Origin of the sequence: Oerskovia enterophila (genome assembly GCF_044748475.1) — a bacterium.
Classification (GTDB): Bacteria; Actinomycetota; Actinomycetes; order Actinomycetales; family Cellulomonadaceae; genus Oerskovia; species Oerskovia enterophila.
The window spans coordinates 951,192-964,068 of the sequence record NZ_JBIVFZ010000001.1 but is presented as its reverse complement, the minus strand read 5'-3'; the positions used below and the strand labels follow the sequence as shown (position 1 = coordinate 964,068).

Genomic DNA, 12,877 nt, shown 5'->3' with positions numbered 1-12,877 from the left:
CCGAGGGGCTCCTGGTGCCTGAGGGCGACGTCGTCAAGATCACGGCGCAGCGCCTCGACGCGGCGCTGCGCGGACGGGCCGTGGAACGTGCCGAGCTGAGGTGGCCAAGCGCGGCGAGCATCGACCTCACGGGCCGGACCGTCGTCGAGGTCCGGCCGTACGCCAAGCACCTCCTGACCCGGTTCGACGACGGCACGACCCTGCACACGCACCTGCGGATGGAGGGACAGTGGCGCGTCGCCCGCACGGGCACGGTCGGAGCCGGCGCGCGCGGCACCGACGTCCGGGCGGTCCTCGCGAACGAGGTGTGGACCTGCGTCGCTGAACGGCTCGGCATGCTCGACGTGGTCCGCACCCGCGACGAGCACGTCCTGCTCGGGCACCTGGGCCCCGACGTCCTCGCGGACGACTTCCTCAGCTCCCCGGACTCCGGCGTCCTGCTCGCGCTCGCACGCCTGCGCGGCGCGGCAGCAGCAGGCGGCTTCCCGGCGCAGGCGACCGCGGGAGGCCCGACGGGCACCGGGTCCCGAGGGCTTCCCCTGGCCGACGCCCTGCTCGACCAGCGCGGGGTCGCCGGGCTCGGCACCATCTACACGGCCGAGAGCCTGTTCGCCCAGGGCCTGTGGCCGTGGACCCAGGTGTCCGACGTCTCCGACCGCGACCTGGAGGCGCTGCTGCGGACCGCGCGCGGCCAGATGCTCCGCAGCGTCGCGGAGGGGGTGGGCACGGTCCGGCGGCACGTCCACGGCAGAGCACGACGGGCGTGCCACCGATGTGGCACGCCCGTCGCTGTCGCCCGGGCGAACGAAGCGCCGTTCGAGCGACCGATCTTCTACTGTCCGAGCTGTCAGAAGCCCTGAGGCTCCGTCAGCCGACCGGCTGAAGGTCCTCGCGCATGCGCCGCGCGCTCTCTGCAGCCGCTCCCCGACCCATGAGCGTGACGGCGAAGTCTGCGGGGATCGTGTCCGGGATCATCAGACCCTCGGCCACGGCGACCCGGTCGCTGACCTCGCGCAGCACCAGCGACATGGGGATGTCGAGGGCCTCGCAGATGGAGCCCAGGAGCTCGGACGACGCTTCCTTCTGACCGCGCTCGACCTCGCTGAGGTACCCCAGGGAGACGCGTGCGGCCGAGGACACCTCTCGCAGGGTGCGGCCCTGTCGCTGGCGAGCGTCTCGCAGCACGTCCCCGATCTCTCGACGAAGAACAATCATCTGGCGGCCCCCTTCCGTGTCCCGTGCGACCGTCGGAGCCTGCCTGGCTCCGGTGGTGGTTCGCTGACCTGTCGTTCCCCGCGCCCCTCGCGTGGGGATCGTCCTACCGTACCCCGCACCCGGGGCAGTCTCATGTGCTGATCTGTTGAATGGCCTCTTGGCGATCACGTGCTGTTCAACGTCGCTCCCACCCAGGTTGTTCCCGCACCACGCCGAAGTCCACACGGTTGCCTGGTGTTCACGAACTCTCCACGCGTTCGCCCGCGCTCGGCCTTGCTCGTCCCACCGGACGGCAAGTTCACCCGCTGATCGTCACCCGTGCCAGGGTGAGGACGTTCCGGCCCGCGGCGTCGCGGACCGTCGCGCGGTCGCCCTCGAGCCGGAGCTCGCGGACCTCGGTGCGTTCGGGCGTCGCGACCGCCACGTAGACGAGTCCCGGGGCCTTGCCGTCCTGGGGATCAGGACCGGCCACCCCGGTCGTGGCGAGGCCGACGTCGGCCCCCAGCACCCGGGCGACCCCCTGGGCCATCTGGCGTGCGACGGCGGGGTCCACCGCACCCCGCTCGGCGAGCAGTGCGCCGTCGACCCCCAGCACGCTCTCCTTCAGGTCCGTCGCGTACGCGACGACCCCACCGCGGAGCACCGCGGACGCTCCGGGCACGGCGACCAGGCGGGCGCTCACGAGACCGCCCGTCAGCGACTCCGCGACCGCCAGGGTCCAACCCCGTGCCGTCGCGGCCTCGAGCAGGTCTGCCGCTTCGCGGAGATCGGACTCGCCCGGGGTGCTCATGACGAGCCGCTCAGTCCTGCCCGGACGTGCGGGCCGCGCGCAGCGCGTCCCGGCGCAGGCGCCAGCCCTGGAACGCATACTCGACGCCCGTGACGACCGTGACGACCAGAGCCGCCACCATGACGATCCAGCCGATCACGGAGATCCACGACGGCAGGTGGTCGAGAGGGAGCAGGAAGATCGAGATCGCCACGGACTGCAGGACCGTCTTGAGCTTGCCGCCACGCGACGCCGGCATGACGGTGTACTTGAGCACCGCGAACCGCATGAGCGTGATGCCCAGCTCACGGGCCAGGATGACGATCGTGACCCACCACGGGAGGTCCCCGAGGGCCGACAGCAGGACGAGCGCGGCCCCGATCAGGAGCTTGTCCGCGATGGGGTCGAGCAGCTTGCCGAGGTCCGTGACCAGGTTGTACTTCCTGGCCAGGTAGCCGTCCACCCGGTCCGTCGCGGCCGCGAGGACGAACAACCCCGTCGCGACCAGGCGCCAGGTGACCGTGTGCCCGCCGTCGGCGAGCAGAGCCCACGCGAAGAACGGCACCACGGCGATCCGGGCGATAGTGACCGCGTTCGCGGAGTTCCAGGGAGACGGGACGGCTGTGACCACGGGACAAGCCTAGGCGCTCCGGGAGCGGTCGACCGACCACGCCCAGAAACCGACCCTTCGGACAAGATCACACACAACGGGCCGCCGTTATCACGCAATCTTCAGTTGCGCACGCCGAACGGCTAGGGTCGCAGCGTGACACGTCACGTACGCGCAGTCCGACGCCGCCGTCGGCTCGGCCAGCTCCTTGCCGCCGGGCTCGTCGCCGGCATCGTCGCGGCCTCGGGAGCCCTCCTTCTCGACCCCGGTGCGGTGCCCCCGGCTCAGGCGTCGGCGACCCCCGCGCCGGCTCCCGCCGAACCGAGCCCCACGCCCGAGCCGGACGCCGTCTTCACGATCGTCGCCGCAGGCGACGTGCTGCCCCACCTCCCCGTGCACGCGTCCGCCCGTACGGGGCCCGGCAGGTACGACTTCAGCACGCTCCTGGCAGGGACCGACGCCTGGGTCTCGGGGGCAGACCTGGCCCTGTGCCACCTCGAGGTGCCGCTCACGGCACCGGGCGAGCACCCCGCGGGCTATCCGAGGTTCGTCGCGGACTCCCACCTGGCGACCGATCTTCGCGAGCAGGGCTGGGACGGGTGCTCGACCGCGTCGAACCACTCCGTGGACCAGGGGCTGCCCGGGGTCGTCGCCACGCTCGATGCGCTGGACGCCGCGGGCCTGGGGCACGTCGGGACGGCCCGGTCGGCCGCCGAGGCGGCCGGCCCCGCGCTCTACGTCCTCGAGCGTGCAGGACGAGAGCTCGTCGTCGCCCACCTGTCCGCGACCTACGGGACCAACGGCATGCCCGTCCCCTCGTCGGCCCCCTGGTCGGTGACCCTGCTCGCCGCCGACGACATGGTCGCCCGTGCGACGGCTGCTCGGGCGGCGGGCGCGGACCTCGTGGTCGTGAGCATGCACGCAGGCGTCGAGTACGCGACGGCACCGACCACGGAGCAGGTCGAGCTCGCGACGGCCCTCGCCGCGTCGGGCCAGGTCGACCTGGTGCTCGGCCACCACGCCCACGTCCCGCAGCCGGTCGAGCTGCTCCCGGGCGGACCGGACGGTCAGGGGATGTGGGTCGCCTACGGCCTGGGCAACTACGTGTCCAACCAGGACTCCGCGTGCTGCGTCCCGGGGACCGAGTCGGGGCTCCTGGTCACGGCGACCGTGACACAGCCTGCTGATGGCGCCGCCCGCGTCACGGGGTTCGAGTGGACCGCGACGACCGTCGACCGGTTGGGCAAGCACGCGGTGCACGTCCTGCCGGAGATCCTCCCCCAGGGCACCGCGACCCTGGCGCCGGGCGAGCTCGGTGCTCGCTACGACCGGGTCAGGGCGGCCGCAGGCGCTGCCGCGGCCGAGCGGCTCACGCCCCCGGTCGCGACGGGAGCGGCTCCGCGCCTGGGAACCGAGGCCCTTGCAGGAGCAACCGCCGAGGCCGTCCCCCCGGACGATCTGCCCACCTACCGAGGCTGACACCAGGGGGCCGCAGGCTCAGCGCTCGCGCCAGTCCGCCTCGTCGCCCGCGTCGTCGTGGTACTCCTGCGCGACGGGCGGCATGTGCCCGTCGGCGCCGTCCGAGTAGTCGCGGCCGTTGCCCGCCGGCGCGCCACCGCCGCCGCCGCCCTGGCCGTCGTAGACCCCCGGGTCCGGCTCGCCACGCAGCATGGCGAGCGTCGCGGGCAGGTCCTCGGCCGTGAGCATGACCTCGCGTGCCTTGGACCCCTCGGAGGGGCCGACGATCTCTCGCGACTCGAGCAGGTCCATGAGCCGCCCTGCCTTGGCGAACCCGACGCGCAGCTTGCGCTGGAGCATCGAGGTCGAGCCGAACTGGGTCGTGATGACGAGCTCGGCGGCCTGCAGGAGCAGGTCGAGGTCGTCGCCGATGTCCTCGTCGACCTGCTTCTTGGTCGCCGCCGCGGCCGCGACGTCGGTGCGGTAGGAGGGCTTGAGCTGCGCCTTGACGTGCTCGACGACCGCGTGGACCTCGCTCTCGCCGACCCACGCGCCCTGGACGCGGATGGGCTTGGCGGCCCCCATGGGCAGGAAGAGCGCGTCGCCCTGCCCGATGAGCTTCTCGGCGCCCGGCTGGTCCAGGACGACGCGGGAGTCGGCGAGCGAGGACGTCGCGAACGCGAGGCGTGAGGGCACGTTGGCCTTGATGAGACCCGTGACGACGTCGACCGACGGGCGCTGCGTCGCCAGGACCAGGTGGATGCCGGCGGCCCGGGCGAGCTGGGTGATGCGCTGGATCGAGGCCTCGACGTCGCGCGGGGCGACCATCATGAGGTCGGCGAGCTCGTCGACGACCACGAGCAGGTACGGGTAGGTCGCGATCTTGCGCTCCGAGCCCGGCAGCGGCTTGACCTTGCCCGCGCGCACCGCGGTGTTGAAGTCGTCGACGTGCTTGTAGCCGAACGTCGCGAGGTCGTCGTACCGGGCGTCCATCTCGCGCACGACCCACTCGAGGGCCTCGGCGGCCTTCTTGGGGCTCGTGATGATGGGCGTGATGAGGTGGGGGATGCCCTCGTAGATCGTGAGCTCGACGCGCTTGGGGTCCACGAGGACCATGCGCACCTCCTCGGGCGTGGCCCGCATGAGGATCGAGACGATCATGGAGTTGATGAAGCTCGACTTGCCCGCGCCCGTGGCGCCCGCGACGAGGATGTGCGGCATCTTCGCGAGGTTCGCGACGACGTAGCCGCCCTCGACGTCCTTGCCGACGCCCATGACCATGGGGTGCTCGGTGCGGCGCGCGACCGAGGAGCGCAGCACGTCACCCAGCACGACCGTCTCGCGGTCCGTGTTGGGGATCTCGATGCCGATCGCGGACTTGCCCGGGATGGGCGAGAGGATGCGGACGTCGGCCGAGGCCACCGCGTAGGCGATGTTCTTGGAGAGGTTCGTGATGCGCTCGACCTTGACCGCAGGCCCGACCTCGACCTCGTACCGGGTCACGGTCGGGCCACGCGTGAAACCGGTGACCTTGGCGTCGATCTCGAACTGGTCGAACACGCGCGTGAGGGACTCGACCACGCGGTCGTTGGCGGCCGAGCGCACCTTGTGGGGCGCGCCCTTGACCAGGTCGTCCTCGGAGGGCAGCACGTAGACCGTGTCGCCGTCGAGCATGGGCTGGACCCCGCGCGGGACCGGGTTGTTGGGAGGAGGCGGGGGCGGGGCGGTGGGCGACGCGGCGGTCCGCCCGACGGCGGGGATCACCTGGGTGGGCAGGTCGCCGAAGTCCTCGTGAGCGTCGGGGGGCGCGGCGGCCGCGGCCGCGGCCCGGCGGGAGCGGGCCGTCTTGCGCGCGGCCTCCTCCTCGGCCTCGAGCATCGCCGCACGCTCGAACGCCTCGTCGCCGACGTAGCCGCCGTCGAGCCGCTCGCGCTCGGCGGTGTCCGCGTCCCGCTCGGCCTTGGTCTTGCGGGTGCGCCCGGTGCGCTTCTTGCGCGGCGCGGTCTCGTCGGTCCCGTCATGGCGCGAGACGCCGTCGGCCAGCTGGAGGCCGTCCGGGTCGGTGCCGTCCTCGCCCTCGTGGTGGTTGCCCGTCAGGCGGTCGTAGATGCCGCGCAGGCGGCTGGGGATCGCGTGCACCGGGGTCGCGGTGACCACGAGGATCCCGAAGAACCCGAAGAGCAGGAAGAGCGGCACCGCGAACCAGTGCGTGAGCCCGGTCTGCACCGGCGTCGCGAAGAGGTAGCCGATCACGCCGCCCGCGTCCTGGACGGCCGCGAAGCCGTCACGGGGGGCGGGCAGGTCCTCGGCGATGTGCACGAGCGAGCAGACCGAGACCACGATGAAGGTCAGGCCGATCGCGACGCGCGAGTTCGCCTGGGAGCGCTCGGGATGACGCATGATCCGGACCGCGAGCCACACGAGGAGGACCGGCAGGGCGACCGCGGCCACGCCGAAGACTCCTGCGGCGACCGCGTGCACCGCGGTGCCGAACGCGCCGGAGATCCCCCACCACTCACGGGCCGCGACGATCACGGCGAGCGCCAGGAGGAGGAACGCGACGCCGTCGCGCCGATGTGAGGGGTCCAGCTCTCTTGCTCCCTTACCGATACTGCGTGCGACCGCGCCGACCGCGTGCGCACATCCCAGCCACAGCCCGCGCACCGCGCGGACCGGCCAGGGGGCGGGTCGACGACCCGCCTGCGAACCCGTCGGAGCGCGTGACGCGCTCGTAGGGCCCCCCGATCTCCTGGCCGTCGAACCACGTGCCGTGGTCTTCTTGCGGGAGGTCGCGGGCCGTTTCGCCGAGGTGGACGTCCGGGTCGCCATAGTAGGCACCACGGTACCTGCGCACGGGTGTTCGAGCGCGCACCTGGGGCGTGCGTGTCATGTGACGTGCACGTTCCCTGGCAGGCTCACCCGCCCCGCGCTCGCCGTCCGCCGCGCACCGGGGGCAGGATCGGAGCATGACCTCCACTCCCCTGGCCCCCCGCGAGCTGCACGAGATCGCCGACGGCGTCCACGTCGCGACCGCCGAGATCTGGACGAGCATCACGACGGTCGTCGTGTCCCAGGACGGGCGCGCCCTCGTCGTGGACCCGGGCATCACGGTCGAGGAGGTCGAGTCGCTCGCGACCGCGCTCTCGCGCCGGGGCTGGCGGGTCACCGCAGGCTTCTCGACGCACCCGCACTGGGACCACATGCTGTGGTCCCGCTCGCTGGGCGACGTCCCGCGGTGGGCCTGCCCGACGGCGGTCCGCGCCCAGGAGCGCAGCCTCGCCGAGGACCTGACGAAGGTCGAGCGGGATGCGCCCGGGCACGACCTCGCGCTGTTCGGCCGGCTCACGCCCCTCCCCTCGACCGCAGCGGACTCCTCGACCGTGGGCGCCTCGTCCGGCACGGTCCGCCTGCCGTGGCCCGCCGCGCCACGGGGCGTGACGGCGTCGGGCGCGACGACGACTGCCCACGGCGGTCCGGGGGCGGGCGAGCCGGACGTGCTCGTGGTCGAGCACCAGGCGCACGCACCCGGACACGGCGCCCTGGTCCTGCCGGGCGCGGGCGTGATCGTCGTGGGTGACATGCTCTCGGACCTCGAGGTCCCGCTCCTGGACCTCGAGTCGCCCGACCCCGTGGGCGACTACCGCGCGGGCCTCGATGCGCTCGAGCACGCGATCTCCGAGCACGGCGTGCACACCCTCGTCCCGGGTCACGGGCACGTGTGCACGGGCAGCGACGCGATCTGGGAGCGGTTCGGGGCGGACCGGGCCTACCTCGACGACCTGGAGGCGGCCGCCGCCGATGACACGGACGACGCCGGCGCCTCGGACGACCCCCGCGTCACGGGCGAGTGGGTCGTGGGCGAGCACCGCAGGCAGCTCGCCCACCTGCGCCGGGCGCGGTCGGCGTAGTGCTCCCAGGACCCACCCGAGCACGGCCGGGCACCACGCCTGCGACTCCCGCGACGCCGGTCAGCCGTCCGTCCGCGCCGGGGTCAGGCACTCGAGGTCGGCCGGCGCCCGCTCGGCGAACGGCCCGCTGAGCTCCCTCACCCGCGGCAGCGCGTCGGTCAGCGAGGACCCCAGGAGGGTGAGCGCGTCGAGACCGGTGCTGCACCAGACCGCGAGCTCGCCGTCCGTCCGCGTCGACGGGTCCCAGAGCAGCGCGTCGCCGTTCTCGCTGAACGCGAAGACGACGAGCCGCCGGGCGACCGGCCAGTCCCCGTCGGGCTCGACCATCCAGTCGAACCCCTCGGCCTGACCGTCCTGGTAGGTCGCACGGAAGCGGTCGGTGAGGTGCGCGGCGCGGTGCTGCCACCCGTCGGCGTACCCGTCACGCGCCGGCGGGTACACGAGCCAGAGGCCGAACAGGCGGCAGAACCCGGCACGGCTCACGAGCCGACGGTAGGAGGGCGGGAACCCCTCGCCGTCCTCGAAGCGGTACGCGTCGAGCAGGTCGACCGACACCGCGCCGAGGGCCGGCACCCCGGTCAGGGAGAGCTGGTCGGCCACGACGACGGCCCGTCAGTCGTCGAGGCCGAGCGCGACCGACCGGGTGAGGGCCGCATCCAGCGCCGCGTCGTCGGCGATGATCCGCGACAGGTGCCGGGCCGCGACCAGGAGCGCGTCCAGGTCGGTGCCGTAGACGCTCACCATGCCGCCCTCCGGGTCGAACCCGACCGCCTCGAGGGTCTCGGGAGACTCGTCCGTGAGCACGGCCTGGAGCGCCCCCGAGAAGTCGTACCCCGACCCCTCGACGCCGTGCCGCTCGAGCGCGTCCTTGTGCTGGAGGTACTCGGGACCGCCGGGCGAGTAGATGATGCTCGAGCTCGAGTCGTGGGTCACCAGGAGGACGGGAGCGAGGCCGGAGAAGTCTGCTGAGGTTGCCATGGCCGCGATGCTAGCGACCCGCACCGACACGAGCACCGACCCGAGGACCTACGCGACCAGCAGACCCACCCCGAGCGTCACGACCCCTGCGGCGACGGCGATCGCCCCGGCAGGCAGCAGCACGACCCACCGGTTGGGCGCCTGACGCCCCGCACCGGTCGCGGACAGGAAGAACCCGCCGGGCAGCAGGATCGCCCCGACGAGGACACCCACCCCCGCGACCCAGTTCCAGAAACCAGTGAGCGCGGTCGCCTGGCTGAGGAGCAGGCAGAGCAGTCCCAGGATCACGAGCACCCCCGCGTGCGCGTGCCCCGCCCGGAAGAACGAGGTCTGGAAGGGCGTGGCCGGAACCTTGCCCGTGACGACCTTGACGAGGAAGTACCCGCCGGACTCGATCCCGACGATCGTCAGGAGCACGATCCCGGCAGTGATGCGGACGGCGTCGGTGAGCTCGAGCACGAGGGCCTCCCCTGGTCGGCCGAGCGGGCTCGGCGGAATTTACGAACACTGTTATAGAACACCGTTCGCAAACCCGCGTCAAGAGTTCTAGACTCCTGTCCGTGGCCAGACCCCGACTTCACGACGACTCCCTGCGCGCGTCCCTGCTCGACGTCGCCTCGCAGCAGATCTCCGAGCACGGCGAGTCGGCGGTCACGGTCCGTGGGGTCGCACAGGCCGCGGGGACCAGCGCGTCCGCGGTCTACGCCCTCTTCGGCAGCCGCGAGGAGCTGGTCGCCGCGGTGAGCGTCGAGGGCTTCCGGCGCTTCGCGGTGCACCTGGGTTCCGCACCGACGACCGGCTCGCCGACCGACGACCTCCTGACCCTGGGCCTCGCCTACCGGACCAGCGCGCTGGCCGACCCCCACTTCTACCGCGTGATGTTCGAGGGCCCCGCAACCGCCGGAGGCGCGATCCCAGCCGTCGCCGAGCCGACGTTCGACGTCCTGCGGCAGGCGGTGGCGCGGGTGCTCGAGGCCGCCTCACGGGAGGGCAGCAGCACCCCGCCGCCCCGGCAGGCCCTGCAGGCTGCCGTCGAGGAGGCCTCGTTGGTCCTGTGGGGCCTCGTCCACGGACTCGTGAGCCTCGAGCTCGGTGGTCTGCTGCCCGGGGGTCCCGAGACGTCGGCGAGGCGCTACGAGCAGGCGATCCTCGCCGTCGGGCCACCGTTGCTGCGGGCCGCTCCCTCCCTCTCTGCCCCCTGACGACGAGGGGCCCGCCCTCCCGCAGAGCGGGAGGACGGGCCCCTCGGACGATCAGGCGACTACGCCTCGACGACGACCGGGACGATCATCGGACGGCGACGCAGGCGGTTGGAGACCCAGCGCCCGACCACACGGCGCATGACCTGCTGGAGCTGGTGCACGTCCGTGGCACCTCCCGCGATCGAGTCCTCGAGGGCCTGCACGACCTGGGGACGGACGTCCTCGAACACCGCGTCGTCCTCGGCGAAGCCGCGCGCCAGGATGTGCGGGCCCGCGATGACCTTGCCCGTCGCGGAGTCGACCACGGCGAACAAGGAGATGAAGCCCTCCTCGCCGAGGATCTGACGGTCCTTGAGCTCGGCGTCCGTGAGCTCCCCGACGCTCGACCCGTCGACGTACACGTAGCCGCACGGGACGGCGCCCACGACCGAGGCCTTTCCGTCGACGAGGTCGACGACCACGCCGTCCTCCGCGAGGATCACGCGGTCGGCGGGCACGCCCGTCTTGACCGCGAGCGCACCGTTGGCCACGAGGTGACGGACCTCGCCGTGCACCGGCATGACGTTCTTGGGCCGCAGGATGTTGTAGCAGTAGATGAGCTCGCCCGCGCTCGCGTGGCCCGAGACGTGCACCTTGGCGTTGCCGCCGTGCACGACGCGCGCACCGAGGCGCGTCAGGCCGTTGATGATGCGGAAGACAGCGTTCTCGTTGCCCGGGATGAGCGACGAGGCGAGGATCACGGTGTCGCCGTGGCCGACCGAGACCTTGTGGTCGCCGTTCGCCATGCGCGACAGCGCGGCCATGGGCTCGCCCTGCGAGCCGGTGCACATGAGCACGACCTCGTCGTCCCGCAGCGAGTCGACCTTCTTGAGGTCGATCAGGACGCCGTCCGGCACCTTGAGGTAGCCGAGCTCGGCCGCGATGCCCATGTTGCGGACCATCGAGCGTCCGACGAGCGCGACGCGGCGACCGTGGTTGTGCGCAGCGTTGAGGACCTGCTGGACGCGGTGCACGTGCGAGGAGAACGACGCGACGATGATCCGCTTGTCGGACGCACCGAACACGCTGTCCAGGACGGGGCCGATCTCGACCTCGGGGGTCACGAAGCCCGGGACCTCGGCGTTGGTCGAGTCGACCATGAACAGGTCGACGCCCTTCTCGCCCAGGCGCGCGAACGCGCGCAGGTCCGTGACGCGGCCGTCGAGCGGGAGCTGGTCCATCTTGAAGTCACCCGTGTGCAGGACCGTGCCCGCGCCCGTGGTGACCGCGACCGCGAGCGCGTCCGGGATCGAGTGGTTGACCGCGACGAACTCGCAGCTGAACGGACCGAACGCGACCGTCTCGTCCTCCTTGACCACGCGGGTCACGGGGGCGATGCGGTGCTCCTTGAGCTTGGCCGAGATGAACGCGAGCGTGAGCTGCGAACCCACGAGGGGGATGTCGCGGCGCAGGCGCAGCAGGTAGGGCACGGCACCGATGTGATCCTCGTGCCCATGGGTCAGGATGATCGCCTCGATGTCGTCGAGGCGGTCCTTGATGTAGTCGAAGTCCGGCAGGATGAGGTCCACGCCGGGCTGGTTGTCCTCAGGGAAGAGGACGCCGCAGTCGATGACGAGCAGACGTCCGTCGTACTCGAGGACGGCCATGTTGCGCCCGATCTCGCCCAGTCCGCCGAGGGCGACGATGCGCAGAGCGCCGGTCTGCAGAGCGGGGGGTAGGGACAGTTCGGGGTGAGGGTGGCTCACGGGGCCTCCTGGCTTGTTGTTCAGCTTGTTCAGCGTGGCCGCGGGGTCACCGGGTCCAGCAGGCCGGAGGCCTCCAGACCGGCGCGGACGACGGCGACCTCGTCGTCCGTGGCTGCGACGTACGGCAGCCTGAGGTATCGGTTCTCGGTGACTCCGAGGAGCTGGAGCGCAGCCTTGGCCATGACGGCCTGGAAGCCCGCTCCGTTGATGGCGTCGATCGTGGGGGTGACGGAACGGAAGGCCGCGAGGGCCGCCGCGTTGTCACCGGCGTCGAACGCCGCGACGACCTGGGCGAAGCGCGAGCCGACCACGTGCGCCGCCACGGAGACGATGCCGGACGCGCCGTGCGCGAGGAACGGCAGCAGCATGGCGTCGTCCCCGCAGTACCAGGCGAGGCCGGTCGACTCGATGAGCTTGGCCGCGGTGTAGACGTCGCCCGTCGCGTCCTTGTTCGCGACGATGCGCTCGTGCGCCGCGAGGCGCTCGATCGTGGCCGGGGCGATGCGAACGCCCGAGCGGCCCGGGACGTCGTAGACCATGACGGGCAGCGGCGTCGCGTCGGCGACGGCCGTGATGTGGCGGTACAGCCCTTCCTGGGAGGGGCGGGAGTAATAGGGGCTCACGACGAGGAGCCCGTGCGCACCGGCCTCCGCGGCCTGCTCGGCCATGCGGACGGCGTGCTGGGTGTCGTTCGAGCCGGCCCCGGCCACGACGTGCGCGCGGTCCCCGACCGCGTCGACGACCGCGCGGATGAGCTCGGCCTTCTCCGGTGCGTGCGTCGTGGGAGACTCCCCCGTGGTCCCGCTCAGGACGATCCCGTCGTTCCCGTTGTCCACGAGGTGCTTGGCGACCTTGACCGCTGCGTCGAGATCGATCTCTCCGGCGAGGGTCATCGGGGTGACCATCGCGGTCAGGACGGCGCCGAACGGTCGCGCCTGCGTGGGGGGAAGTGCCATGTGCACAAACTACCGCGCGCGAGGCCGAAACGGCGT

Annotated in this window: 13 protein-coding genes; 4 read left to right on the top strand and 9 right to left on the bottom strand. The window is 72.2% G+C overall.

Annotated features, from left to right (window positions below):
* Positions 1-14 precede the first annotated feature (14 nt).
* Positions 15-860, top strand: a complete 846-nt coding sequence (locus ACIPWA_RS04245) for a DNA-formamidopyrimidine glycosylase family protein (RefSeq protein ID WP_400288289.1) — start codon at positions 15-17, stop codon at positions 858-860.
* 7 nt (positions 861-867) lie between these two features.
* On the opposite strand, the gene ACIPWA_RS04240 is transcribed toward ACIPWA_RS04245, so the two are convergent.
* From ACIPWA_RS04240 to pgsA, 3 genes are all read right to left on the bottom strand, one after another.
* Positions 868-1,215 carry a helix-turn-helix domain-containing protein gene (locus ACIPWA_RS04240; protein ID WP_056648772.1) on the bottom strand — a complete coding sequence of 116 codons (348 nt, stop codon included), beginning with the start codon at positions 1,213-1,215 and terminating at the stop codon, positions 868-870.
* 298 nt (positions 1,216-1,513) lie between these two features.
* On the bottom strand, positions 1,514-2,005 hold the full coding sequence (locus ACIPWA_RS04235; protein ID WP_068627752.1) for a CinA family protein: 492 nt from the start codon (positions 2,003-2,005) through the stop codon (positions 1,514-1,516).
* Positions 2,006-2,015: 10 nt separating this feature from the next.
* A complete protein-coding gene (gene pgsA, locus ACIPWA_RS04230; protein ID WP_068627753.1) occupies positions 2,016-2,615 on the bottom strand; it encodes a CDP-diacylglycerol--glycerol-3-phosphate 3-phosphatidyltransferase in 600 nt (199 codons plus the stop codon).
* A 135-nt stretch (positions 2,616-2,750) separates the two neighbouring features.
* Here pgsA and ACIPWA_RS04225 point away from each other — a divergent pair, with 135 nt between their 5' ends.
* A complete protein-coding gene (locus tag ACIPWA_RS04225; RefSeq protein ID WP_400288286.1) occupies positions 2,751-4,073 on the top strand; it encodes a CapA family protein in 1,323 nt (440 codons plus the stop codon).
* Positions 4,074-4,091: 18 nt separating this feature from the next.
* Here the strand turns inward: ACIPWA_RS04225 and ACIPWA_RS04220 are convergent, their stop codons facing one another.
* Positions 4,092-6,881, bottom strand: coding sequence for an FtsK/SpoIIIE family DNA translocase (locus ACIPWA_RS04220; RefSeq protein WP_400288284.1), 2,790 nt, complete (start codon positions 6,879-6,881; stop codon positions 4,092-4,094).
* Positions 6,882-7,018: 137 nt separating this feature from the next.
* On the opposite strand from ACIPWA_RS04220, the gene ACIPWA_RS04215 reads away from it, so the two are divergent.
* Positions 7,019-7,960 (top strand): MBL fold metallo-hydrolase, encoded by a 942-nt coding sequence (locus tag ACIPWA_RS04215; RefSeq protein WP_400288282.1) that lies wholly within the window; start codon positions 7,019-7,021, stop codon positions 7,958-7,960.
* 60 nt (positions 7,961-8,020) lie between these two features.
* Here ACIPWA_RS04215 and ACIPWA_RS04210 read toward each other — a convergent pair whose 3' ends face one another.
* Genes ACIPWA_RS04210 through ACIPWA_RS04200 form a run of 3 tightly spaced genes read right to left on the bottom strand, consistent with a single transcriptional unit; the run spans position 8,021 to position 9,397 of the window.
* Entirely contained in the window at positions 8,021-8,560 is a 540-nt protein-coding gene (locus ACIPWA_RS04210; RefSeq protein ID WP_139107926.1) for a hypothetical protein, read from the bottom strand.
* Positions 8,561-8,572: 12 nt separating this feature from the next.
* Positions 8,573-8,938 (bottom strand): Imm51 family immunity protein, encoded by a 366-nt coding sequence (locus ACIPWA_RS04205; protein WP_139107927.1) that lies wholly within the window; start codon positions 8,936-8,938, stop codon positions 8,573-8,575.
* A 48-nt stretch (positions 8,939-8,986) separates the two neighbouring features.
* The gene (locus ACIPWA_RS04200; RefSeq protein ID WP_068627425.1) at positions 8,987-9,397 is read right to left on the bottom strand and encodes a hypothetical protein; all 411 of its coding nucleotides are present in this window, start codon (positions 9,395-9,397) and stop codon (positions 8,987-8,989) included.
* 101 nt (positions 9,398-9,498) lie between these two features.
* On the opposite strand from ACIPWA_RS04200, the gene ACIPWA_RS04195 reads away from it, so the two are divergent.
* A complete protein-coding gene (locus tag ACIPWA_RS04195) occupies positions 9,499-10,140 on the top strand; it encodes a TetR/AcrR family transcriptional regulator (RefSeq protein ID WP_056648754.1) in 642 nt (213 codons plus the stop codon).
* 59 nt (positions 10,141-10,199) lie between these two features.
* Here the strand turns inward: ACIPWA_RS04195 and ACIPWA_RS04190 are convergent, their stop codons facing one another.
* Positions 10,200-11,885 carry a ribonuclease J gene (locus ACIPWA_RS04190; RefSeq protein ID WP_056762045.1) on the bottom strand — a complete coding sequence of 562 codons (1,686 nt, stop codon included), beginning with the start codon at positions 11,883-11,885 and terminating at the stop codon, positions 10,200-10,202.
* 29 nt (positions 11,886-11,914) lie between these two features.
* Positions 11,915-12,841 carry a 4-hydroxy-tetrahydrodipicolinate synthase gene (dapA, locus tag ACIPWA_RS04185; protein WP_068627438.1) on the bottom strand — a complete coding sequence of 309 codons (927 nt, stop codon included), beginning with the start codon at positions 12,839-12,841 and terminating at the stop codon, positions 11,915-11,917.
* Positions 12,842-12,877 lie beyond the last annotated feature (36 nt).

Excerpts from the sequence above, each read along its gene's own strand:
- ACIPWA_RS04240 (WP_056648772.1), bottom strand. The coding sequence starts at position 1,215 with ATGATTGTTCTTCGTCGAGAGATCGGGGACGTGCTGCGAGACGCTCGC.
- ACIPWA_RS04235 (WP_068627752.1), bottom strand. The coding sequence starts at position 2,005 with ATGAGCACCCCGGGCGAGTCCGATCTCCGCGAAGCGGCAGACCTGCTC.
- ACIPWA_RS04220 (WP_400288284.1), bottom strand. The coding sequence starts at position 6,881 with ATGGCGACCCGGACGTCCACCTCGGCGAAACGGCCCGCGACCTCCCGC.
- ACIPWA_RS04215 (WP_400288282.1), top strand. The coding sequence starts at position 7,019 with ATGACCTCCACTCCCCTGGCCCCCCGCGAGCTGCACGAGATCGCCGAC.
- ACIPWA_RS04205 (WP_139107927.1), bottom strand. The coding sequence starts at position 8,938 with ATGGCAACCTCAGCAGACTTCTCCGGCCTCGCTCCCGTCCTCCTGGTG.
- dapA (WP_068627438.1), bottom strand. The coding sequence starts at position 12,841 with ATGGCACTTCCCCCCACGCAGGCGCGACCGTTCGGCGCCGTCCTGACC.